The following is a 22,754-nucleotide window of genomic DNA, read 5'->3' as shown; positions in this document are numbered from 1 at the left end:
GGGAGTATTCCTTCGCTGCGGTGTCGTCATCACATCGGCCATTGTCGGACCGGTCGGTGCCGCGGGCCGGTCACGTATCGGCGGAAGAGACCTCCGGCGTTTTGGCGACCGGAGGTTATTCAATGCAGGTATCCCAGCTCGAGTGGATCATCACCCTGGCCGTCACGGTCGCGATCTTGCTGGTTGACGTCGTGGTGATCGGTAGGCGCCCTCATGAGCCCACCGTCCGCGAGACCGCTACTGCCCTGAGCATCTACATAGGGCTCGCCGTGGCCTTCGGTCTGTGGGTGTGGTTCTTCCACGGCAGCCAGTTCGGGCTGGAGTTCTTCGCGGGCTGGCTCACCGAGTACAGCCTGTCGGTGGACAACCTGTTCATCTTCTTGATCATCATGGCCAGCTTCAAAGTTCCCCGTGTCTATCAGCAGGAAGCGCTGCTGATCGGCATAATTTTGGCGCTGATCTTCCGCGGCATCTTCATCGCGCTGGGCGCGGTGGCCATCGAGCAGTTCTCCTGGATCTTCTACCTTTTCGGCGCGTTCCTGGTGTACACCGCTATCAACCTGGCCCGGGACACCGAGCACGACGATGACGCCGATAACGCCGTGGTGCAGTTCGCCCGCAAGCACCTGCGGACCACCGACAAGTGGGACGGTCTGCGACTGTGGGTCCGGGATAACAGTGCGAACGGCGCCAGACTGATGACACCGATGTTCCTGGTGATCGTCGCCCTGGGCACCACCGACCTTCTCTTCGCCCTGGACTCGATTCCCGCGATCTACGGGCTCACCAAGGAGCCCTATCTGGTGTTCACGGCCAACGTGTTCGCCCTCATGGGTCTGCGCCAGCTGTACTTCCTGCTTGGCGACATGCTCAAGCGTCTGGTGTACCTGTCGCAGGGGCTGGCCTTCATCCTGTTCTTCATCGGCGTCAAACTGATCCTGCACGCGCTACACGAGAACGAGCTGCCCTTCATCAACGGCGGCGAGCCGGTGCACGTGCCCGAGATCCCCACGCTGGCAAGCCTTGCGGTGATCGTCGTGACGCTGCTCATCACCACCGTCGCCAGCCTGTACAAGACCCGGCGCACTGCTCAAGAAGGCTAGTGCCCAACGCCTGCGTGGTGGACGGCGCGGTCCACCGTGGCAAACTTGGCGGCGACGGGCTCACCGTGCCCGCGGGAGCGCTTCCGCGCGGCGGCGAGCCCAGCCGCAGCCGGACCGATAGGCTCGCTGCGGTACCCCTCCAGGCCCATAGATCCGACGCGGAAATTAACGAGGAGCAGCGTGACCGGCCCCGACGAGTCACCCACTAACCGCGCGGGCGAAGAGGCTCCCGAGCCCGCCGTTCAGGAAGCCCCGGCCCATCCGGTGCCACCGCAGTACTTGCTCGGTAGGTCGGCCCCTCCGGCCCGGACACTGATCGACATCCTCTACTCAACGGCCGCCGAGCACCCCGATGCACCCGCCATCGATGACGGCACCATCCAGCTCACGTATTCCGAGCTGATCGTCGACGTCGAGGCCAGTGTCGAGTGGCTCGGGGCACGGGGAATCGGTCGCGGTGATCGCGTCGGTATCCGAATGCCCTCCGGCAGCTACTCGCTCTACGTGGCCATCCTGGCCACCCTGGCCGCGGGAGCCGCGTACGTTCCGGTAGACGCCGACGATCCGGACGAACGTGCCGCCCTGGTTTTCGGCGAGGCACAAGTGGCCGCCGTGATCACCCCCGACGGACTCGTTCGTGGACCCGGATCGTCGCGGGGCTGGCGCGCCGCGAAACCCACACCTCGCGACGACGCGTGGATCATCTTCACCTCGGGATCCACCGGCACCCCGAAGGGCGTGGCGGTGACACATCGCAACGCGGCGGCCTTCGTCGACGCGGAAGCGCAGATGTTCTTGCCGGACAATCCGATTGGTCCGGATGATCGGGTTCTCGCTGGACTCTCCGTGGCCTTCGACGCCTCCTGTGAGGAAATGTGGCTCGCCTGGCGCTACGGCGCCTGCCTAGTACCCGCGCCGCGTTCCCTGGTGCGCAGCGGCATGGATCTGGGTCCGTGGCTGGTGTCCCGCGATGTCACGGTGGTGTCGACGGTGCCCACGTTGGCCGCGTTGTGGCCGGCCGAAGCGCTCGAGGCGGTGCGGCTGCTGATTTTCGGGGGCGAAGCCTGCCCACCGGATCTGGCCGAGCGACTGGCCACCGGCGAGGACGGCGCCGCACGCGAAGTGTGGAACACCTACGGCCCCACCGAGGCGACCGTGGTGGCCTGCGCCGCGCGGCTCGACGGGGTAAGCCCTGTCAGCATCGGGTTGCCCCTTCCGGGTTGGGATCTGGCCGTTGTGGATCCGCAGGGCAACCAAGTCGGCTACGGCGAGGTCGGTGAACTCGTCATCGGCGGTGTCGGCCTGGCCAAATACCTCGATCCCGAAAAGGACGCCGAAAAGTACGCTCCGCTCCAGACTCTGGGGTGGTCGCGGGCCTATCGCAGCGGTGATCTGGTGCGCTTGGAGCCCGACGGTCTGTACTTCCAGGGCCGTGCCGACGACCAGGTGAAGGTCGGCGGCCGCCGTATCGAACTCGGTGAGGTAGATGCGGCACTGGTCAATCTGCCCGGTGTCAGTGGTGGTGCGGCCGCGGTGCGCAAGACTGCCAGTGGCACCCCACTGTTGGTCGGCTACATCGCCAGCGCCGATCCCAACTTCGATATCGCCGCCGCCCGCGCCAGCTTGGCCGAATCACTTCCCGCCGCGCTGGTGCCGCGACTGGTCAAACTTGACGAGCTGCCCACGCGCACATCGGGAAAGGTCGATCGCAACGCACTGCCCTGGCCACCGCCGGGCGCGGATACCGACGATGACGCAACCGAACTGGGCGGCACCATGGGCTGGCTTGCCGGACTGTGGCGCGACATCCTGGCTGCCTCAGTCGACGGGCCCGAAGCCGACTTCTTCGCTCTCGGCGGCGGATCGCTGTCCGCCGCACAGCTGGTCGCGGCGTTGCGACAACGCTATCCGCAGGTGACCGTCGCGAACCTGTACGACCAGCCGCGGCTCGGATCGCTGGCCACTTATCTGGATGAGCTCGCCCCTCCCGTCGAGGTCGAACCCCGGACCGTGAAGCCGGTGCCCCGGCTCACCGAGCTGGCGCAGTTGGTGGCGACCATTCCACTGACCACCCTCACCGGCCTGCAATGGGCCACATGGCTCGCCCTGGCCAACAACGTGTTCGCAGCATTCAGCAATGTGCCCTGGCTGGTCACGGTCAACTGGTGGGTGCTGCTGGCAGCCTTCCTGCTCTTCATCACCCCCCTGGGTCGCATGAGTATCACCGTCATCGGGGCGCGACTGCTGCTCTCCGGGGTCAAGCCGGGGACGTACGAGCGCGGCGGAAGCGTGCACCTGCGGGTGTGGATCGCCGATCGCCTCGCCACCGCGAGCGGCGCCGAAAACCTCTCCGGCGCACCGTGGATGGTGTATTACGCCCGCGCACTGGGCGCCCGGGTAGGCAATGGGGTCGACCTGCATTCGTCACCACCGGTGACGGGCTGGCTGGAACTCGGCGACCGCAGTTCCGTTGAACCCGAGGTCGACTTGTCCGGGCATTGGGTTGACGGCGACAAGTTCCATGTCGGCCCGATCGTCATCGGCGAGGACGCCACTGTTGGGGCCCGCACCACCCTGTTGCCGGGTGCGGTCATCGGTAAGAACGCCGATGTGGCACCGGCTTCCGGTGTCGTCGGAAGAGTCAAGAACGGTCAGTACTGGAAGGGCTCACCGGCCGTGAAGTCGGGCAAGGCCCGCCATCCCTGGCCCGATTACCGTCCGCCCCGCGCCGGGCAATGGGTACCGATCTATGGGGTGACGTCGATTCTGCTGGGCGGACTGCCCCTGCTTGCGCTGGCCGCCGGGCTAGGTGTGGTGGCCTTCGGCATCAGGAATACGGCGACGATCTGCCAGGCCGTGGTGCCCGCGCTCATCTGGACGCCGGGGGCGGCGCTGGTCAGCGTGGTCGTGTACGCCGCCATCACCGTTGTGCTGGTGCGGCTGCTGTCGATCGGCGTGCACGAGGGTTATCACCCCGTCCGCAGCCGGCAGGGCTGGCAACTGTGGGCCACCGAGCGCCTCATGGATGCGGCCCGGAACTATCTGTTCCCCATCTATGCCAGCCAACTGACCCCATGGTGGCTGCGCATCCTGGGGGCGAAGATCGGCAAGGACACCGAGATTTCGACGGCCCTGCTGGTGCCGAAGTTCACCGAGGTCGACGACGGTGCGTTTCTGGCCGACGACACTATGGTCGCGTCGTACGAGTTGGGCGGCGGCTGGATCCACATCGCCAAGGCCAGAATCGGCAAGCGCGCATTCCTGGGGAACTCGGGGATCACCCAACCGGGACGCAAGGTTCCCAATGACGCGCTGGTCGCCGTCCTGTCCGCCACTCCGCATAAGGCGAAGTCGGGCTCGTCGTGGATCGGTAGCCCACCAAAGCGGTTACGAAGAAAGGCCGATGGTGCTGATTCCGCGCTTACCTTCGAGCCACCGTTCCGCCTCAAGGTGATGCGGGGAATCGTGGAGACCTGCCGCATCATCCCGATCATCGTGACGTTCGGGATCGGTGTCGGGGTGCTGCTGACTCTGCAGACAATCGCCATCCGGTTCAACTTCTGGGTTGCCGGCGCACTGAGCGGTGTGGTGCTGCTGGTCGCCGGTGCTGTGGCTGGTGTGGTGAGCGTCGTGGCCAAGTGGGTTGTGGTCGGGCGCACCAAGGCCGTGGAAAAGCCGCTCTGGTCCTCGTTCGTCTGGCTTAACGAGGTCGCCGATACCTTCGTGGAAACCGTTGCCGCCGTGTGGTTCGCACGCGCCGCATCGGGAACGGTGATGCAGAACTGGTGGCTACGCGGCCTGGGCGCCAAGATCGGCCGCGGAGTGTGGTGCGAGACGTATTGGCTGCCGGAGGCCGATCTGGTGACCCTAGGCAAGGGTGCGACCGTGAACCGCGGCTGCGTGGTGCAGACGCACCTCTTCCACGACCGGATCATGCGGATGGACACCGTGACCCTCGGTGAGGGCGCCACCCTCGGCCCGCACTGCGTGGCGCTTCCCGCCGCCGAGCTGGGCGCGGGCGCCACCGTCGGTCCGGCATCACTGGTCGTCCGCGGTGACGTCGTACCCCCGTCGACCAGGTGGCAGGGCAACCCCATTTCTCCATGGGGCAAACTGGATCCGATGGCACCGAAGAAGCCCAAGGGCGGCAAGGTTTCCCCCGGTAAGAATTCCGGGGCCGCATGACCAAACCAGGCAAGAAGGCGGCCAAGCGGCTACCCCCACGGCCTCCCGTCATCGATCCCTATCTGCCGCAAAACGGCAACTACGGATATCGGGTGTCACGCTATGAGCTGGAGCTGGAGTACAAGGTCGCCATCAACCGGCTGACCGGTACCGCGACGATCACGGCCGTCACCCTTGCCACCCTCAAGGAATTCACCCTTGACCTTGCCGATGCCCTCGGCGTCTCAAAGGTGACCGTGAACGGCAGGCGTCCAGAGCATTTCGGGCACCGCGCCGGAAAGATCACCATCAAGCTGGTGACCGCCATCCCAGCGGGAGCCGCCATGACCATCGTCATTCGGTATGGCGGATCACCTCGAGCCATCAACAGCGTGTGGGGCGACGTCGGATTCGAGGAGCTGTCCAACGGGGTGCTGGTGGCCGGGCAGCCTAACGGCGCGGCATCCTGGTTCCCCTGTGACGACCATCCCAGCTCCAAGGCAAGCTATCGGTTCGTCATCAGCAGTGACAGCCCATATTGTGTTGTCTCCAACGGGGAGTTGGTATCCCGTCGAGTCCGGGCCGCGCACACAACCTGGACATACGAACAGCCCGAGCCGATGGCGCCGTATTTGGCGACACTACAGATCGGCGACTACCAGACGATCAAGCTCGCGAAGAACCCGATCTCGATGAATGCCGCGCTGCCCTCACGGCTGCGCGAACGGTTCGAGCATGACTTCGGCAGGCAGCCCCAGATGATGAAGCTGTTCGTCAAACAGTTCGGCCCTTACCCGTTCGCGGCCGGGTACACCGTGGTGGTCACCGACGATGATCTCGAGATTCCTCTTGAGGCGCAAGGTATTTCAGTGTTCGGGGCAAACCATTGTGACGGGGAGCGACACTCCGAGCGCCTGGTGGCACACGAGTTGGCGCATCAGTGGTTCGGCAACAGCGTCACCGCCCGCCGCTGGCGCGATATCTGGCTCCACGAAGGGTTTGCCTGTTACGCCGAATGGCTCTGGTCCGAGGAGTCCGGGGGGCCGTCCGCCGATGCCCGCGCCCGCCACTATCACCAAAAACTGAAAGATCTCCCCCAAGATTTGATTCTGGCCGATCCCGGCCCACAGCTGATGTTCGATGATCGCGTATACAAACGTGGAGCACTGACATTGCACGCGTTGCGATTACGGCTCGGTGACACAAAATTCTTTACACTGCTGCAGGACTGGACCACACGTTACCGGCACAGCACCGTCATCACCGACGACTTCACCGGCCTAGCGGCCGCCTACTCTGACGAATCACTCCGGCCGCTGTGGACAGCATGGCTATATGAGAAGCAGCTCCCGCCCTTGGACCGGAAGTGACCGACGCCGGCCCCAGCACCCGCTCCAGCGTCGCACGAATCGGTGTGGCCACGGCCATCAGCGCCATCTGCGGTTACACCGTGCTGTACCTTGCTGCGCGTGAACTGGGCCCCTCCTTGTTTTCGGTATTCGGAGTCTTCTGGGGCGCATTCGGTTTGGTGACCGGCGCCGCGAACGGGCTACTGCAGGAGACCACTCGCGAAGTGCGGCTATCGCTGGCGCAGCGTGAACGTTCTCCGCTGGACACCACCCTGCCGATCAGGATCGCCTTCGCCTTCGCCATCGCGTCCGCCGTAGGGGTCGTCGGCACCGCGCCACTGTGGGCATCGCATGTGTTCACCGAGTTCCGTTGGCTCAGTGTGGCATTGCTCGCCGGAGGGCTCGCCGGATTCTGCATGCACGCGACAACCCTGGGCGCCCTGGCGGGATCGAGCCGCTGGACTCAGTACGGCGTTCTCATGGTGACCGATGCCGGGATTCGCCTGGTGGTAGCGGTTGTCACGTTTGTGGCCACCCTCGGTCTGGTCGGGTATCTCTGGGCGACGGTGGCCGGATCGATGTCGTGGTTACTACTCACCGTTATCTCCAAGCCGACCCGTGAGGCGCTCAAGGTACCCGCACTGGTCGACACCATGGAATTCCTGCGCGGGGCCCGGCATTCGATCGCCGCGGCCGCCGCCAGTGCGGTGTTGGTGATGGGTTTCCCGGTGCTATTGCAGTCGACGGCAGGCGATCTCGGCCCCACCGGTGGAGTGGTGATCCTGGCCGTCACGCTGACCCGCGCACCACTCCTGGTGCCGCTGACCGCGCTGCAGGGCAACCTCATCGCCCACTTCGTCGATGCGCGGGACCGACGCCTCACCGCACTCATCACCCCGGCTGTCATCATCATCGGTGTCGGAGCGGCGGGTATTGCACTCGCGGCGTCCGTCGGCCCGTGGCTACTGCGGACGGTGTTCGATCCGGCGTATCAGGCGGGCGGCCCGCTCCTGGGCTGGCTTACCGCCGGTGCGGTGATGATCGCATTGTTGACGTTGACCGGGGCGGCCACCGTGGCACATGCCCGACATCTCGCGTACTCAGCGGGATGGGTTGGCGCGACAGTGGTCTCAGCGCTGCTGTTGCTATTGCCGCTCGCTTTGGAGGAACGAACGGTCATCGCGTTGATCGGCGGACCCGTCGTCGGGATCGTGGTGCATCTGGCCGCGCTCGCATTCTGGCGGGACCCCGAAACCACCGAAGAGATCATCGACTGAACGCGCGTCAGATCCCCGCGGCGTGCTCCAGCTCCACCAGCGCGGCCTCGAGGCCGTCGGCCATCTCGTCGATGTCCGCGGCTACTTCCGGCGTGGTGACGAAACCGAAATCCAGATGCTCCAGATAGGAGAAGCAGGTGATGTTGAGGGCAACGTCCATGACGGGCGGGCCCAGCGGAATCAACGACTCGAGTCTGGCACCGGCCATATACAGCGGGAACGACGGACCAGGAACGTTGGAGAGCACGAGGTTGATGGGCGCCAGATTCCGGGACAGCCCGCTGGCGGTGTAGGCCCGCGCGGCCAGCTGCAGCAGCCCGGGCGGCGTCGTGTCCGTCAACCCCATGATCTGGTGGGCCGACATCGCCCGCGCCATTTCCTTGGCGCCCTGTGTCCCCTCATAGATGGCCCTGATCCGCTCGGCCGGGTCGTCGATATCGGTCGCCAGGGTCACGGTCATCGAACTGACCTGATTGCCTACCACCCCATCGGTTTCCTCGGTGCGCACCGACACCGGAATCTGCACGATCAATGGCTTATCCGGCAGCTCGTCACGCTTGAGCAGGTAGTCGCGGACCGCGCCGGCAACGATCGCCAACACCACGTCGTTGACCTTCACCCCGAACGCATCCTTGAGCGCCTTGACCCGCGCCAATTCGAGACGTGCGCCGGAGACGCGGCGATGCGGTGACACCGGCGCATTGAATCGGGTGTGCGGCGCCTCGAAGTATCCGGGAGATTTGCGTTCCATACCGAAAACCGCCAGCTGCTGGCGGACCGTCTGCTGAACCAACCGGACCACCCGGTAGGGCGTCTTGACACCCACGTTGACTAGGGCGCTCAGCAAGATGCGCTCGCGACTGGGTAGGCCCAACCCGACCAACGATCCCACGGTGTCGTCGGGCGCCGGTCGCGGCTCCGGGGCGATGTCGAGCAGAATCTCGCCCAAACCCGCACCCGAGACGCCATCGACGATGGCGTGATGCATCTTGGTCAGCGTCGCAACGCGCCCGCCCTCAACCCCCTCGATGACCCAGAGCTCCCACAGTGGCCGCGACCGGTCGAGCTTGTAGGACATCAGCCTGCCGACCAGTTCTTCGAGCTCCTTGCGACCGCCGGGGGCGGGCACGCCGATGCGGCGGATGTGGAAATCAGGATCGAGCTCCTCGTCCTCCACGAACCACGGCCGGTCCAAACCCAGCGGGACGTCGGTGACCCGCCATCGCAACTGCGGCATCGACGGCAGCCGCTCCACGATGAGACCGCGTACCCGTTCAAAGCTGTAATCGGGGGCATCGCTGGGGTCGAAGATCGACAGCCCCCCAATGTGCATATGCCAACCCGACGTTTCGGCGTGCCAGAACGCCGCATCTACCCCAGACAGCCGCTGCATGGCCGAAACATTAGTGCGGCCGACCTTCCCTTCTGCCGGAATGGCCGGACTCGTCGGGGCCGGGTGGAGCCGACGTTCACCGGTGAGTTACCGGTGCTACCTTGATCCCAGTGAGCAACACCGGTAACAGCGACGTCTGGCTGGTCATCCCCGCCTACAACGAGGGACCAGTCATCGCCGACGTCATCGCCGCGGCGCTCGGCACCTTCCCTAACATCGTCTGCGTGGACGACGGCAGCGCCGACCGTACCGCCGCACTCGCGCACGGCGCGGGCGCACACGTGGTCCGCCACCCCGTCAATCTCGGCCAGGGCGCGGCGATACAGACCGGGGTCGAATACGCGCGCGCACAGCCCGGAGCTCAGATCTTCGTGACCTTCGACGCCGACGGCCAGCATCAGGTCAAGGACGTGGTGGCGATGGTGGACAGGCTGCGACTGGAACCCCTCGACATCATCGTCGGCACCCGCTTCGGCGCCGGATCGGCGCCGGGCCACGTACCCCTCATCAAACGCATCGTGCTGAAAACCGTTGTGCTGCTGAGCCCGCGCACCCGCCGCCTCAACCTGACCGACGCTCACAACGGACTGCGCGTCTTCAACCGGACCGTCGCCAACGGACTCAACATCACCATGAACGGCATGGGCCACGCCAGCGAGTTCATCGCGGTGATCGCCGAAAATCATTGGCGGGTAGCCGAACAGCCGGTCGATATTCTGTACACCGAGTATTCGATGGCCAAGGGCCAATCGCTGATCAACGGGGTCAACATCATGTTCGACACCGCGTTCCGCCGGAGGTTGCCGTGATCACCTGGATTCAGCCGCTGCTGATCGTCGCGGTCCTGCTGTTGCTGGTGTATCTATTGCGTTCGCGCAGCACCGCGCAGGCCAAGGCCTGGGTAAAGCTCGGGTTCGTGGTCTTCGTGGTCGCAGGTATCTACGCCATCTTGCGACCCAATGACACCACCACGCTGGCACATTGGCTCGGCCTGGGCCGCGGCACCGACCTGATGCTCTACGCCATGATCATCGCGTTCGCGTTCACGACGCTCAGCACCTACCTGCGTTTCAAGGATTTGGAGCTGCGCTATTCGCGGCTCGCACGCGCCGTCGCGTTACGCGGCGCCGAGCCCCCGACGGGCGACGTTGCTTCGGAGCTAGCTCCGGAAAAAGTCGACGGTCCTTCCGATTCCGTCCGTTAGCGCCACCTTCGGCTCCCATCCCAGCACGCTCTTGGCCAGGCGGACGTCCAGGCAAGACTGACGCAGATCGCCCAGCCGGGGCGGATGAAACTCCGGATCATCCGGTGCGCCGGCGGCCGCGGCCACCAGCGAATGTAGCTGCCGATCACTGGTTTCGACTCCCGTACCGACATTGAAACGCTGTCCTCCGCCATCGGGACCCGATGCGCGCACGAAGGCGTCCACCACGTCGTCGACGAATACGTAGTCCCGGGTGTTTCCGCCGTCACCGAACACCTTGGTGACGCGTCCCGACAGCAGCGCCTGCGCGAAAATGGCCACGACGCCCGCCTCACCGTGCGGATCCTGGCGCGGCCCATACACATTGGCCGGAGCGATATGTGAGCACTCCAGCCCGTACAGATGCCGGAAGGTGTTGAGGTAGATCTCTCCGGCCACCTTGCCTGCGGCGTATGGCGAATGTGGATCGGTGGGGACAGATTCGCCGGTGGGGATCTGCTCGGGAGTGCCGTAGATCGAGCCGCCCGATGAGGTATGCACGATCTTGCGTACGCCCGCCTTCCTGGCGGCGTCGGCCAGCCGCACAGTACCGACGACATTGACGGAGGAGTCGAACTGCGGATCGGCAACCGAGTGGCGCACATCGATCTGCGCGGCCAGGTGGAATATCACCTCGGGCGAGAATTCGGCCACGACGGCGTCCAGATCTGCCTCGACGATGTCGTCCTTGACGAAGGTGAAGGCGGAATGCGCCTCGGCGGCCTCCAGATTCGACACCTTCCCGGTGGCCAGGTTGTCCAGACCCGTTACCTCGTGCCCGTCCGCCAACAGCCGGTCGACCAGCGTCGATCCGATAAATCCTGCGGCTCCGGTAACCATTGCCCGCACGTGGCGACTCCCTCTTTGTTCGCATAGCTCACGGCATTCGGCCCCACCCTACCGACCGTGCCTGATGTTCTTCCCGCAAGCGTTCATCGCTAGTCTCGGGCCCTGATGCCTTTCGCCAGAACCAACCGCGTTGCCGTTGCCGCAGCGGCTCTCATCGTGGTGCACCTTGTCGTGCGCGGTGTGCTGGCGTTCGGGGGAGATTTCTATTGGGATGACCTGATCCTGGTCGGCCGCGCCGGTACACAGGGCCTGTTCTCGCCGTCGTACCTGTTCGATGACCACGATGGGCACGTCATGCCCGCGGCGTTCTTGCTGGCCGGCATTCTCACCAAGCTCGCACCGTTGAATTGGTTCTGGCCCGCGCTGAGCCTGGTGATCATGCAGGCATTAGCGTCCCTGTCGCTGCTGCGGACGCTATGGGTGATTCTGGGCTGGCGGCCGGTGCTCCTTGTTCCGCTCACGTTCGCACTGTTCACGCCGCTGGCGATCCCAGGTTTCACCTGGTGGTCGGCCGCGCTGAATTCCCTGCCAATGCTGACCGCGATGTGTTGGTTCGTCGCCGACGCGGTGCTGCTGGATCGCACCGGAAACCGTCGGTACGCGGTGACGGCGATGTGCGCGTTCCTCGGTGGGCTTCTGTTCTTCGAGAAGTCGGTGGTCATTCCCTTCGTCGCGTTCGCGGTGGTGACGCTGCTGGCGTACCTGCGCGGCGACGAGTGGTCGGCGCTGGGGCGGACATGGCGTCGGGGTGTGGTGCTGTTGGTTCCGGCGGGAGCCCTTACCGCAGCATGGATCGCGCTATACCTGGTGGTGGTGGACCAGAAGCGCTGGAGCACCGATCTGTCGATGACATGGTCGCTGCTCCAACGCTCGTTCACGCACGGGGTGCTTCCCGGGTTGGTGGGTGGTCCGTGGCATTGGGACCGTTGGGTGCCCAGCTCCCCGTGGGCCGAACCCTCGACCTTCGTGATCTGGCTGGGGGCGTTGGTGCTCACCGCGACCGTGGCGCTGACCTGTTTCCGCAAGCAGCGACTTGGGCTGGTCTGGCTGACGTTGCTGGGATATCTGGCGGCCAGTGAGGTGCCGATTTATCTCATGCGCTCGTCGGCGTTCACGGCGCTGCTGCTCGCGCAGACCTTGCGGTATCTGCCTGATCTGGTGGTCGTCGGGACGCTGCTGGCGGCGGTGGGGCTCACCGCCTCGAATCGGCCGGGCAGTACGAGCCTGGACAGTTCTGCGCGACGCACCGCCGTAGTCGCGCTGGTGCTGGCGTTGTTCGTGGGGAGCAGCCTGGTATCCACGGCCAACTACCTACACAGCTGGCGCAACAATCCCGCCTCGCCGTACATCGCCACGGTGAAAGAGTCCCTGGCGGCGGTCGCGGACGGACCGGCGGTGCTGGACCAGGAAGTTGATCCGCTGGTGCTGCAGAATGTGGTGCGACCGGAGAACCTGTTGAGTCATATGTTCGCCCTGGTGCGCCCCCGACCAGAGATCGGTTCCACCACAACGCAGTTACGGATGCTCGATCGCTATGGCCACCTACTCGACGCCCAGGTGACGTGGGTGCGGGCCCTCACCGAAGGCCCGGTTCCCGGATGCGGGTACCTGGTGCAGTCCACGCAGACCATGCCGCTGACGGGGCCGCTGCTCCCCGCAGATTGGATCGTCGAATTGAACTACCTGGCCAATACCGAGGGTGCCGTGTGGGCATCGTTCACCAACGGGCCCAGAATCAAGGTTCCCGTTCGGCCGGGACTCAATCGGGTGTTCATCAGACTCCCAGGTTCGGGTAATTCACTTACCCTGCAACCGATTACCCAGTCATTGTCACTGTGCGCCGCCGTCGGGCCGGTAGGGGCGCTCGCTCCCCGGTAGATTGGGCGCCATGCTCGGAGAACTGGCTTTGACCTGGACCGGACGACTCTCTGCACCCGTCCTGGAAAAGCTGCTCGATCTGCCCGAACCCCAGTTCACTCAGATACAGACGCGCCGCGACATCCCGGTGAGGATGCCCGACGGCGTCAAGCTCGCTACCGACCACTTCCGCCCGCCGGGGCAGGACCCCTTGCCTGCCGTCATCTTCCGCACCCCGTACGACAAGCAGGGCATCATCAGCCAACTCTGGGCAACGTTATTGGCCCGTCAAGGGTTTCAGGTGGTAGTACAAGATACCCGGGGCCAATTCGGATCCGAAGGCAAATTCGACGCGTTTCGGCAGGAACGGGCGGACGGCCTTGCTACCGCCGCCTGGGTCCGCGAACAGCCGTGGTGCGATGGCACACTCGCTACCGCCGGTCCGTCGTATCTCGGGCATACGCAGTGGGCGGTAGCGCCGTACATCGAGCCACCCCTGGCCGCCATGTGCCCGGCAATCACCACCAGCAACTTCACCGAGCTCTTCTATCCTGGCGGGTCGTTCAACCTGCACAATCTGCTGACGTGGTCCGCGGCGGTCGGTTCACCGGAGATCCCGCAGGCGGTCCGCCTGCTGCGGGCGAATGCGCACGGCAAGCGGGTGCGCCGAGCGATGGATCACCTACCTCTCGCCGACGCCGACAATGTCGCGATCGGAAAGCCAGAACCCTTCTGGCGCACCGTGACCGATCACAACGATGACGACTATTGGGACGAGATCAACCACACCGCCCAGCTTGCGACGCTGGGCACACCCGTGAGCATGGTGACCGGGTGGTGGGATCTGCTTCTGGTAGGTCAGCTCCGCGATTACGAGGAGCTACAGAAGGCCGACTGCCCGCGGCGTATCACCATCGGCTCTTGGGACCATGCGAAGTCGATCAAGACGGCGATAGCCGACAGCTTTTCCTGGCTGGCGGCCCATCTGCACGGCGACACCTCATCAACCCATCGCGCACCGGTGCGGGTCTACCTCCAGAAGGCCGGCCAATGGCTGGACTTCGATCATTGGCCGCCGAAGAGTTCGATGCCCACACCGTTGCATCTGCAGGCCAATCGCGGGCTTGATTGGCAAGCGCCACAAGGTGATAGCACCGCCGACACCTTCACGTACGACCCAAAGGATCCCACCCCGGTGGTGGGCGGGCCGCTGCTTGATGCCAGAGTGTCCGGGCAGCGCGACAACACTTCCATCGAAAGACGCTCCGATGTGCTGGTCTTCACCACCGAGCCCCTGACCAAAGATCTTGACCTGGTCGGCCCGGTTTCGGCATCGGTGTACGTGACAACCGACAGTGGTCAGGGCGATTTGTTCGTAAGACTCTGCGATGTTGACCGAAAGGGTTTGTCTCGCAATGTAACTGATGGAATTATCAAACTAGACGGTACCGCGGATTCACCGGTACAGGTGACCATGCATCCCACCGGTTATCGTTTCGCGCGGGGACATCGGCTGCGGGTCCAGATCAGTGGGGGTGCGTTTCCGAATCATGCCCGCAACACCGGCTCCGGTGAGCCGTTGGCGACCGCCAGCCGCATTGTTCCGATCCACTTCGAGATCCGCCACGACGAGGAACATCCCTCGGCCGTGACATTGCCGGTACTGCGCACTTCATGATCGCGAAACGCCTTTGCGCTCTGGGCCTTACCGGAATTTTTCTCACCGCGTGCGGAGGCGGTGAGGCCTCGGAGAGCCGCCCGACCCTGATCCACGTCGGCCCTACCGGCGGAGGGGCGGAGACCAAGGTGGTCACGGCGGAAGAAGGCAAACCCGGGGCTCTTGGACAGCAGGTGCGCGATGGCGACCTCGCGTTTGTGGTCACCCGGGTGAGTGATGCCGGAACCGTTGGTGACGTGGCGAATCCCGCGCTGCAGGCGACCGCCGTCGGCACCTTCGTCGTGGTCCACGTCGAGGTTCTCAACCTCGGACAGACCACCCACTCCTTCCTCGGCGATGAACAAAAGCTCAAGGACGCCGCGGGCAAGGAGTACACGCCCGATAGCATGGCAAATATCTTGGCGCGCAATGCCGAACAGCTCGAGCCCGGCGCAGAACTGGGACCCGGCGCACAGAAGCGGTCAGTGCTCGTCTACGACGTGCCGGCCGGCACGGTGCCCAAGGAGATCGATCTGCACACCGACTACCGATCCAAGGGCGCAAAGGTTCTACTCGGCTAGCCGGTGGGCGGGAACAGCGCATAGGCGATCTGCGAGGCGATCGTTTTCGGATCGGCTTCTTCACGCGAATCAGCAAGTGCCCCAGTCGACCACAGCGAGACAAAACCGTGCACCAATGACCACGCAGCGCGGGCCGCGGTGACCTTGTCGGCCGAGGTCTGACGTGGCGTCAACGTCTCGATTCCCGCATTCAGTGCCGCCCCGGCACGCTCACGTGCCGCGGTCAATTGCGCGTCGGTGCAATCTAGGAGCGCGGGTTCGAACATCACCGAGTAGTGGCCCGGATGACTCAAGGCGAAGTCCACGTAGGCCAGCGCCGCGGCATGGAAGTCGGGGTGCGCGCCGTGCAGCGCCTCGGCCAGTTTGGTGAATCCGTCGGCCGCCAGCGCGGTGAACAGTCCGCGACGATCGCCGAAATGGTGGGCGGGTGCGGCGTGGGAGACACCCGCCTCGCGAGCCAGTTCCCGTAGTGACAGCTCGGTGGGGCCGCGGCGGCTCACCATGTCGGCCGCGCTGGCCAGGATCGCCGCCCGCAGATCGCCATGGTGATACGCCATCACATCAGCATAGCGCCGATCTTGACAGTGACAAGTTTGACGGTAATGTCTATCTAGTCAATGTCAAGATTGGAGAATTGTCATGGCACCGCTCATTGCCCTGCTCGCCGGGACGCTCCTGGCGCGTTTAGTCGGCACTCAAGGGTCGGCACTCGTCAGTTCGTGGCCAGCCGCGGTGGCGGTCGGTCTCGCCGCGATGTTCACGCTGACCGGGATCGCACATTTCGTCCCGAAGATGCGTGATGCGATGATCGCGATCGTTCCGCCACGGATTCCGGCGCCCGGGTTCCTGGTGGCGCTCACCGGAGTCCTCGAACTGCTCGGCGCGATCGGTGTCCTCGTTCCCTCGACGAGGGTGGTGGCAGCCGCGTGCTTGGGAGTGCTGTTGGTGGTGATGTTTCCGGCCAATGTGTATGCCGCGAGTCAGCGGTCGAATCCGCTGTCCACTCCCCTTGGTTGGCGCACCGCCGAACAGCTGCTGTTTCTCGCGGCTACCGCGATCGTCGTATGGGGCTAGACGAGATGCCAGACCAGGACTGCGGCCAGCACTCCCATTCCGTTGAGCGACCAATGCAACGCGATGGGCGCCAAGAGGCTGCCACTACGACGCCGCAGCCACGTAAAGACAAATCCGGCAAGAGCGGTGGCCACCACCGCTCCGGCCACGCCGGCGATCTGTGCCCACAGGCCCACGCCGAGCAGCTTGGTCAGGCCGACGTTGCCGGTCGTCAATCCCAAGGACGTGGCGATGTGCCAGAAGCCGAACAGCAGAGACCCGACGGCCGCGACTCCGCGAAAGCCCCAGGCTCGAGCCATCGTGCCGTGCAGAACCCCCCGAAATGCGAGCTCCTCGGGAATCACGGTCTGCAGCGGGATCAGGACGAAGGAGGCGAGCAACGCACCCGAGACGGTCGTGGCGTAACTGCTGTTGAGGAACATAGGCCGGGTGACCGGCAGCAAGAGACCGATGCCGATCACCGCGCCGACGATGACAACCGCGACGGCTGCGTATTTGGCGCCCGAACGCCAGTGGTCCCGGCCCAACCCCAGCTCAGCCCACGAATGGCCGCGGTAGCGGATCAGAGCCAGCAGCCCGATCGCGGCGACCGGTACCACCACGAAATTGGCCCATGGCGTGGTGAAGTGCGCGATCAGATTCGTGGCCACGAGAACGGCGACCACGACGGCGATATCGATATACGTGCGCACGTCCCGCAATCCGTGCAGGGGCGCAACAGCGGCCGAGGTCTGAGTAGGCATCCGGTTCAGAGTACCGGCGGTGACGTTGGCCCAGGTCAGAGTGTGATCCAGTCGTGACTACCGTCCCGGGGGCAGCACATGAGCGACTGTGGCAGTCCCCACAACCCGGCCAGAGCCGGAACACGATCCGGCTCACGTAAGTTCTGGAATCGTGCTCACCCTGTTGCTGGCGTTCGCAGGATTCGCCTGCCTGGACGCCCTCAACGTGCTCAACATCGGTGTCGCAACCACCATCGTCTATGTGACCCGGCTGGAACGGCGGTCGGCATTTCCCGGCGGCCTCAGCTTCGTCACCGGCCTCTTCGTGGCGCTGTTCACCTTTGGACTCGCGACCGTGCTCGGTGTGCGCTCGCTGACCGATGTGGCCGGCGGCTCGGACATCACCCCGTCCACCCGATACTGGGCGCAACTGATCATCGGCATTCTGTTGATCGCCGTTGCGGCGCTGACCTGGTTCACCGAACCGGTGACGCCACCATGGATTCGCACTGTTGCGCGACGCCATCCATGGCTTCTCGCGCTTGTGGGTCTCGCATTGGGCTACGCGGAGGCACCCACATCTGTTCCGTATTTGAGCGCGCTGGCGATGCTCGCCTCACGTCACCCGCTGCCGTCGATGTGGCCGCTGCTGTTGGTCGGCTATGGCTTGGTCGCGATTCTTCCCAGTCTGCTGATTCTCGTACTGTCGACGCGACGGTCCCCTCGCGCGCGGCGAGTGCAGCGAGGTCTAGTGCGAACGGTGACGCGATACGGCCCCACCGCGATTCGGGTCATATTCCTGGGCCTCGGGGGCGTACTGATTGTCGGCGCGCTGCTGCATCACAGTGCTCTGGGGCTCCGCTAAGCACGCAGGACTCGTACGAAAATCGGCTGACCATTCGCTGTGCTCAACCCCACGATGAGCACAGCGATTGACCAGCCGAGCACGATCGACCTTGATTAGCCGAACGAACACCCCGGACATTACTGTTAGTAAATAGTCCTTGTCAATGACTTACCCTTCCGATAAGTTTCATAGCGCTCAGACACCCGCAGACCTACGATGAGCAGCGCGGCATGTGCGTGTATCGTTGGGCTGCGAAGTGAAAGTATGTGAGGGGGTGCTGTGCCAGACTTTTCGCAGCGCTTGAGCCATTTGTTTGCCACTGTGCATCCGGCCGGGCGCGGACCTTATTCCCTCAACGAGGTTGTCACCGCGCTGGGCGAGCGCGGGGTCGAGGTGTCCTCGCCCTATCTGTCGCTCCTGCGCAAGGGCGAACGATCGAACCCGGCGCCGGACATCGTCGCGGCACTAGCCGAGTTCTTCCAGGTGAGCCCCGCCTACTTCTACGACGCCGACTACGCCGCGTCGGTGAATCGCGATTTGGATTGGCTTGTGCAGCTGCGTGACTCAAAGGTTCGTGAGATCGCGCAGCGCAGCTATGCGCTCTCCGAGAACAGTCGGCAGGCCATCGCCGACATGGTCGATCACTTACGCAAGGTCGAGGGCATACCCGACAAGGAAGCCGGCGCCTCCAAGTCTTCCTGACGTTCCCGGTACGCGTCGGCGATCTCGAGCACCCAAGGCCCCTCACTCATACCTTCAGGCGGACGCAACCATTCGCAACTGAAGCCTGGAGCTTCTTCACCTACAAGCCAATTCACAACATCCCGAGTCCGCTCTAAGCCACTCTTTGGCAGAGGCAAGTCGGCTACTAGCGGCACCCGTCGACTCTGCGCCAATAGCGTGAGTCCATCCTGGACATGCGTCGTCCATTCGAACACCAAGTCCGACGATCGAATTCGCGATTCCACGGGCGGGAACAGCCCCGGAAACATACCGGCGAGTGCGTCATGGAGCGGGCCTAGCCGCCGCAATTCTCGCCGTGCCTGAACACGCAGCATGATGGGCGGCCACAGAAAGCCCGCGACAATCAAACCCGCTGCGATACACCCCGGCCAGGTCTGCAGCCACCGTCCGACCGCGCCGCCGATGAAGCCCTCGCCCCGACTCAGCGGGCTCCACATCCCGCCACAGACGCTCGCAACCACCTGAAACGCCGATGCAGCCGCTAGCAAGCCCAGACCTACGCCGACGGGAGTTCGATCAGCGTTGCGAGAGCCCACCCATGCGAGCTGAAGAGCCACTAACACCATGTACCCACTGCTCACCACAATTGCGACGAGCGCACCGCGATCAGTCCCGGCGTACATGGCATTTGCGGTCGCCAGCACATCATCAGCCCTCGGGACCACCTCGCTGTAACTCATAGCGATGAAGACGACGGTAAGTGCAATCGCCGCTCCTGCCATAGTGATCCATAGCCCACGGCGAATGCGCTCGGGCGACGCATCACCGCCGATACCAACGACGAAAATTTGCAAACACGCCGCGATCGTGATGGCTGGCCAACCCGCCACGCTGACCGCACGCGCGGCGGCCGGCAACGCGGCCCACACCCAGTCGGTGTACACCACGAACCAGATCCACACCGACACCCCGAAGACAGTTACCGCGACAGCGGGAACTGATGTCGGGTACCGCACAATCCGCCAGATCCGGTACAGCAACCCCGGCAGAAAGCAGATGAGCACTGCGATGCGCACTATCTGCATCAAGTCCCATGTGGACTGGGCGATCATCCTCCCACCGGCAGACGCACACGTCCGGCTTCCCGCACACCGGAACCCTGCATACGGTTGCGGTAGGCATCAGCGATAGCGAGCACCCAAGCCTGGTCGCTCACGCCGATGGGCGGATGCAGCCACTGGCAGCTGAATCCCGAAACCGATTGACCTAGAATCCAATTACTCACAGCCAAGGCCCGCGCCGTCTCCTCTTCTGGAACCTGCGCGGCGCTATCTAGCGGCACTCCGCGGCTCTGCGCCAAAAGCGTAAGACCGTCCTGAATATGCGTGCACCACTCGAATACCTTCTCTGACAAACGTATTTGATGTTCCGCCGGTGGAAACAGTCCCCGAAACATATCGGCGAGCGTGTTGTGAAGGGGCCGCAGCCGTCGCATGTCCCGCTGGGCCTGAACACGCGATACCACCGGCGCCCAGAGGAAGCCCGCGACCATCAAGATCGCAGCGACGCATCCCGGGAGCGTCTGAAACCACAGCCCCACCGGACTGCCTATAAAGCCCCCACCGTGCGCGAGCGGGCGCCAGACCCCCCCACAAAGGCTTCCCACAACCTGGAATACCGATGCGGTGGCCAGCAACCCTAGGCCTACTCCGACAGGCGTTCGGTCGGCATGCCGAAAGCCGACCCACATCATTTGGAGAACCACCGATATCACGTACCCACTAGTAACAATCGTGGCAATTGCCGAGGCGCGGTCGCCACCGGAGTACACGATGTTAGAGATCGTCAATGCGTCGTACGTTGTCATGAGCACGCTGCTGTTCGTCACCGTCACTGCCACGACAACGAGTGCGAGCGCAGCCATCGCGAAAGTGATTCGCAGCCCTCGACGAACCCGATCTGGTGAGGCGTCACCGCTGATGCCGACAACGAAGACCTGTAGACAGGCGGCGATTGAAATGGCCGGCCACCCACCCATGCTGACGGCACGCACGATCTGCGGTAGGACGGCCCATACAGAGTCGGTGAATGCGAGGAACCAGAGCCAAGCGGACGCCCCGAAGGCAGTTACCGCAACGGCTGGGATTGATGTCGGGTAACGGATCACCCGCCAGATCCGGTACAACACCATCGGCAGGAAGCAGATCAGCAACGCAACGCGCACCGTCTGCATGACCTCCCACATCGAGCGGGTGATCATCCTCCCACCGGCAGACGCTCATGTCCGGCTTCCTGAAACCCGGAAGTCTCCGCGCAGTTCCGGTAAGCATCGGCGATCGCGAGCACCCACGCCTGGTCGCTCATGCCGATGGGCGGATGCAGCCATTGGCAGCTGAATCCCGAAACCGACTGGCCGGAGATCCAATTCGCCACTCCCAGAACCTGACTTGGCTGATCAGCGGGAAGTGGCATACTGCCCTCGACAGGTACCTCACGGCGCTGCGACAAGATGGTGAGACCGTCCTGCACGTGCGCTACCCATTCAAATACCAAGTCCGACAATCTTATTTGAGATTCCATGGGAGGGAAGAGCCCGGGGAACATGTTGACGAGAGCCTCATGGAGCGGACGTAGTCGCCGCAGCTCTTGCCGCGCCTGAACACGGAGCATCACGGGCGGCCAGGCGAATCCCACGACCATAAGTACCGCGCCGATACATCCGGGCAAGATCTGGAGCAGAGGACCATACACACCGCCGATCCCAATCATGGGTCGCCAGATTCCGGTAAGCACAAGTGCGGTCAGTTGCAATAGTGCTGCCGCCGCCAACAGTCCCAGTCCCATGCCGACGGGGGTGCGGTCGGCATGGCGGAATCCGACCCACGCGAGCTGAACGAGCACTATTGCCAGGAAGCCACAGCTCACAACTTGGGCAACGGCTGCACCACGATCCCCGCCGTCGAGGAGAGTGTTGGTGAGCGTAAGCATGTCGGCAGACGAGACCAACACACGGCTCTGACTCACCGCTACCGCGACCACGACAAGGACCAAACCGGTCACGAAGAAGGTGGCACGCAGCCCGCGGCGAATCCAGCCCTGCGAAGCATCACCGCTGATGCCAATCACGAAGATCTGCAAACAGCAAGCCATCCAGACCGGTGCCCAACCACCCATGGTCACCGCGTGTACGTAGGGCGGCATCGCCGCCCACACCGGCTCGGTGAACATCAACATCCAAAACCACACCCATACTCCGAAGGCCGTGGCAGCGATGGCGGGGATCGACGTGGGGTACCGGACCAGCCGCCAGATCCGGTACAGCACTACCGGTAGAAATCCGATCAGTACCGCTATGCGCACAGCATGCAGGGAATCCCACACCGAGCGAGTCATTACCCCAGCGCGTCGTCGACGTATGGGCTCCAGCTCGGGCGGTCGCGTCGGCCGGACCGCAAGCGGCGCACGAGTAATGCCGCGAACCGCTCAGCAGCTAGTTCATCCTGCGGCCAACGGTCGTCGCTATGGGTCAATTCATCAGCGCCACAACTGCGTTGCAGCATGCGAGCGACCAGTTCAGGTGCCACCGTACGGACATGCTCCGCGGCGTACTCGGCAATCGGCAGACCGCGATGCCCCAACACCATGTGACCCAACTCGTGTGCGATTGTGCGGTCGCGGCCCACGACTCCTTGTCCTACCTGAACGAGGTCCCTGTCAGGGAACGAGATCCACTGACCAAAAACGCCGGCAGCGAGGGGCGCGTCCTCGATGTCCATTACCCTGCCGTTCGCGTGGGCCCAGCTATGTGCGACATCAACCACCGAACCTTGCCGCCCGGTAGCCGTGGCCAGCACCTGGTCCACCGCAGCAACGACCAAGCCGTAACGGCCGGCATCGCGCTGTGCAAACCACATGAGCAATGATGCTAGCGGCCTTGCGTTGCGCCCACAGCAG

At 64.0% G+C, this 22,754-nt stretch carries 20 protein-coding genes; 12 read left to right on the top strand and 8 right to left on the bottom strand.

Going from position 1 to position 22,754, the window contains the following annotated elements:
- Window positions 1-122: 122 nt before the first annotated feature.
- From BB28_RS02355 to BB28_RS02335, 4 genes are all read left to right on the top strand, one after another.
- Entirely contained in the window at window positions 123-1,103 is a 981-nt protein-coding gene (locus BB28_RS02355) for a TerC family protein (protein ID WP_046252373.1), read from the top strand.
- Between the two features lie 180 nt (window positions 1,104-1,283).
- On the top strand, window positions 1,284-5,288 hold the full coding sequence (locus BB28_RS02345; RefSeq protein ID WP_046252371.1) for a Pls/PosA family non-ribosomal peptide synthetase: 4,005 nt from the start codon (window positions 1,284-1,286) through the stop codon (window positions 5,286-5,288).
- Complete coding sequence (locus BB28_RS02340) at window positions 5,285-6,637, top strand: M1 family metallopeptidase (protein WP_046252370.1); 1,353 nt, start codon at window positions 5,285-5,287, stop codon at window positions 6,635-6,637. Before BB28_RS02345 ends, BB28_RS02340 begins: the two co-directional genes overlap by 4 nt.
- A complete protein-coding gene (locus tag BB28_RS02335) occupies window positions 6,634-7,893 on the top strand; it encodes a polysaccharide biosynthesis protein (protein ID WP_046252369.1) in 1,260 nt (419 codons plus the stop codon). The genes BB28_RS02340 and BB28_RS02335 overlap by 4 nt, the downstream gene beginning before the upstream one ends.
- 7 nt (window positions 7,894-7,900) lie before the next feature.
- On the opposite strand, the gene BB28_RS02330 is transcribed toward BB28_RS02335, so the two are convergent.
- Complete coding sequence (locus tag BB28_RS02330) at window positions 7,901-9,286, bottom strand: WS/DGAT/MGAT family O-acyltransferase (RefSeq protein WP_046252368.1); 1,386 nt, start codon at window positions 9,284-9,286, stop codon at window positions 7,901-7,903.
- Between the two features lie 110 nt (window positions 9,287-9,396).
- Here BB28_RS02330 and BB28_RS02325 point away from each other — a divergent pair, with 110 nt between their 5' ends.
- Window positions 9,397-10,095, top strand: coding sequence for a glycosyltransferase family 2 protein (locus BB28_RS02325; protein WP_046252367.1), 699 nt, complete (start codon window positions 9,397-9,399; stop codon window positions 10,093-10,095).
- Window positions 10,095-10,490, top strand: a complete 396-nt coding sequence (locus BB28_RS02320; protein WP_046255461.1) for a DUF2304 domain-containing protein — start codon at window positions 10,095-10,097, stop codon at window positions 10,488-10,490. The genes BB28_RS02325 and BB28_RS02320 overlap by 1 nt, the downstream gene beginning before the upstream one ends.
- Here the strand turns inward: BB28_RS02320 and BB28_RS02315 are convergent.
- Window positions 10,446-11,378: an NAD-dependent epimerase/dehydratase family protein gene (locus BB28_RS02315; RefSeq protein ID WP_046252366.1), complete on the bottom strand. Its 933-nt coding sequence runs from the start codon at window positions 11,376-11,378 to the stop codon at window positions 10,446-10,448. The two genes, BB28_RS02320 and BB28_RS02315, sit on opposite strands and share 45 nt — an antisense overlap.
- Window positions 11,379-11,483: 105 nt before the next feature.
- Between BB28_RS02315 and BB28_RS02310 the strand changes: the two genes are divergently transcribed.
- From BB28_RS02310 to BB28_RS02300, 3 genes are read left to right on the top strand one after another with little or no spacing between them, the layout of a single operon-like run.
- The gene (locus BB28_RS02310) at window positions 11,484-13,256 is read left to right on the top strand and encodes a hypothetical protein (RefSeq protein WP_046252365.1); all 1,773 of its coding nucleotides are present in this window, start codon (window positions 11,484-11,486) and stop codon (window positions 13,254-13,256) included.
- 10 nt (window positions 13,257-13,266) lie between these two features.
- Window positions 13,267-14,913 carry a CocE/NonD family hydrolase gene (locus tag BB28_RS02305; protein WP_046252364.1) on the top strand — a complete coding sequence of 549 codons (1,647 nt, stop codon included), beginning with the start codon at window positions 13,267-13,269 and terminating at the stop codon, window positions 14,911-14,913.
- The gene (locus BB28_RS02300; protein ID WP_046252363.1) at window positions 14,910-15,473 is read left to right on the top strand and encodes a DUF4352 domain-containing protein; all 564 of its coding nucleotides are present in this window, start codon (window positions 14,910-14,912) and stop codon (window positions 15,471-15,473) included. The genes BB28_RS02305 and BB28_RS02300 overlap by 4 nt, the downstream gene beginning before the upstream one ends.
- Here the strand turns inward: BB28_RS02300 and BB28_RS02295 are convergent.
- On the bottom strand, window positions 15,470-16,030 hold the full coding sequence (locus BB28_RS02295) for a TetR/AcrR family transcriptional regulator (protein ID WP_046252362.1): 561 nt from the start codon (window positions 16,028-16,030) through the stop codon (window positions 15,470-15,472). The two genes, BB28_RS02300 and BB28_RS02295, sit on opposite strands and share 4 nt — an antisense overlap.
- Window positions 16,031-16,112: 82 nt before the next feature.
- Between BB28_RS02295 and BB28_RS02290 the strand changes: the two genes are divergently transcribed.
- Window positions 16,113-16,547 carry a DoxX family protein gene (locus tag BB28_RS02290; RefSeq protein ID WP_046252361.1) on the top strand — a complete coding sequence of 145 codons (435 nt, stop codon included), beginning with the start codon at window positions 16,113-16,115 and terminating at the stop codon, window positions 16,545-16,547.
- Here the strand turns inward: BB28_RS02290 and BB28_RS02285 are convergent.
- The gene (locus BB28_RS02285) at window positions 16,544-17,239 is read right to left on the bottom strand and encodes a CPBP family intramembrane glutamic endopeptidase (RefSeq protein ID WP_030095860.1); all 696 of its coding nucleotides are present in this window, start codon (window positions 17,237-17,239) and stop codon (window positions 16,544-16,546) included. The two genes, BB28_RS02290 and BB28_RS02285, sit on opposite strands and share 4 nt — an antisense overlap.
- A gap of 202 nt (window positions 17,240-17,441) precedes the next feature.
- On the opposite strand from BB28_RS02285, the gene BB28_RS02280 reads away from it, so the two are divergent.
- Both BB28_RS02280 and BB28_RS02275 read left to right on the top strand, forming a co-directional pair.
- Window positions 17,442-18,134 (top strand): GAP family protein, encoded by a 693-nt coding sequence (locus BB28_RS02280; protein ID WP_030095861.1) that lies wholly within the window; start codon window positions 17,442-17,444, stop codon window positions 18,132-18,134.
- 261 nt (window positions 18,135-18,395) lie between these two features.
- Window positions 18,396-18,818, top strand: a complete 423-nt coding sequence (locus BB28_RS02275) for a helix-turn-helix transcriptional regulator (RefSeq protein WP_046252360.1) — start codon at window positions 18,396-18,398, stop codon at window positions 18,816-18,818.
- On the opposite strand, the gene BB28_RS02270 is transcribed toward BB28_RS02275, so the two are convergent.
- From BB28_RS02270 to BB28_RS02255, 4 genes are read right to left on the bottom strand one after another with little or no spacing between them, the layout of a single operon-like run.
- On the bottom strand, window positions 18,758-19,912 hold the full coding sequence (locus tag BB28_RS02270; protein WP_046252359.1) for a hypothetical protein: 1,155 nt from the start codon (window positions 19,910-19,912) through the stop codon (window positions 18,758-18,760). The genes BB28_RS02275 and BB28_RS02270 overlap by 61 nt on opposite strands.
- Window positions 19,909-21,060: a hypothetical protein gene (locus tag BB28_RS02265; protein WP_046252358.1), complete on the bottom strand. Its 1,152-nt coding sequence runs from the start codon at window positions 21,058-21,060 to the stop codon at window positions 19,909-19,911. Before BB28_RS02265 ends, BB28_RS02270 begins: the two co-directional genes overlap by 4 nt.
- Window positions 21,057-22,193: a hypothetical protein gene (locus tag BB28_RS02260; RefSeq protein ID WP_046252357.1), complete on the bottom strand. Its 1,137-nt coding sequence runs from the start codon at window positions 22,191-22,193 to the stop codon at window positions 21,057-21,059. Before BB28_RS02260 ends, BB28_RS02265 begins: the two co-directional genes overlap by 4 nt.
- Window positions 22,193-22,714, bottom strand: coding sequence for a hypothetical protein (locus tag BB28_RS02255; protein ID WP_046252356.1), 522 nt, complete (start codon window positions 22,712-22,714; stop codon window positions 22,193-22,195). The genes BB28_RS02260 and BB28_RS02255 overlap by 1 nt, the downstream gene beginning before the upstream one ends.
- Window positions 22,715-22,754: the final 40 nt, after the last annotated feature.

Origin of the sequence: Mycobacteroides chelonae CCUG 47445 (assembly GCF_001632805.1) — a bacterium.
Taxonomy (GTDB): Bacteria; Actinomycetota; Actinomycetes; order Mycobacteriales; family Mycobacteriaceae; genus Mycobacterium; species Mycobacterium chelonae.
This window is presented reverse-complemented; position numbering and strand designations above follow the sequence as displayed.

Bases quoted from the DNA above. Each gene is read 5' to 3' on its own strand.
- BB28_RS02310 (WP_046252365.1), top strand. From the start codon at position 11,484: ATGCCTTTCGCCAGAACCAACCGCGTTGCCGTTGCCGCAGCGGCTCTC.
- BB28_RS02270 (WP_046252359.1), bottom strand. From the start codon at position 19,912: ATGATCGCCCAGTCCACATGGGACTTGATGCAGATAGTGCGCATCGCA.
- BB28_RS02305 (WP_046252364.1), top strand. From the start codon at position 13,267: ATGCTCGGAGAACTGGCTTTGACCTGGACCGGACGACTCTCTGCACCC.
- BB28_RS02265 (WP_046252358.1), bottom strand. From the start codon at position 21,060: ATGATCACCCGCTCGATGTGGGAGGTCATGCAGACGGTGCGCGTTGCG.
- BB28_RS02300 (WP_046252363.1), top strand. From the start codon at position 14,910: ATGATCGCGAAACGCCTTTGCGCTCTGGGCCTTACCGGAATTTTTCTC.
- BB28_RS02290 (WP_046252361.1), top strand. From the start codon at position 16,113: ATGGCACCGCTCATTGCCCTGCTCGCCGGGACGCTCCTGGCGCGTTTA.
- BB28_RS02340 (WP_046252370.1), top strand. From the start codon at position 5,285: ATGACCAAACCAGGCAAGAAGGCGGCCAAGCGGCTACCCCCACGGCCT.
- BB28_RS02330 (WP_046252368.1), bottom strand. From the start codon at position 9,286: ATGCAGCGGCTGTCTGGGGTAGATGCGGCGTTCTGGCACGCCGAAACG.
- BB28_RS02255 (WP_046252356.1), bottom strand. From the start codon at position 22,714: ATGTGGTTTGCACAGCGCGATGCCGGCCGTTACGGCTTGGTCGTTGCT.
- BB28_RS02295 (WP_046252362.1), bottom strand. From the start codon at position 16,030: ATGGCGTATCACCATGGCGATCTGCGGGCGGCGATCCTGGCCAGCGCG.
- BB28_RS02260 (WP_046252357.1), bottom strand. From the start codon at position 22,193: ATGACTCGCTCGGTGTGGGATTCCCTGCATGCTGTGCGCATAGCGGTA.
- BB28_RS02355 (WP_046252373.1), top strand. From the start codon at position 123: ATGCAGGTATCCCAGCTCGAGTGGATCATCACCCTGGCCGTCACGGTC.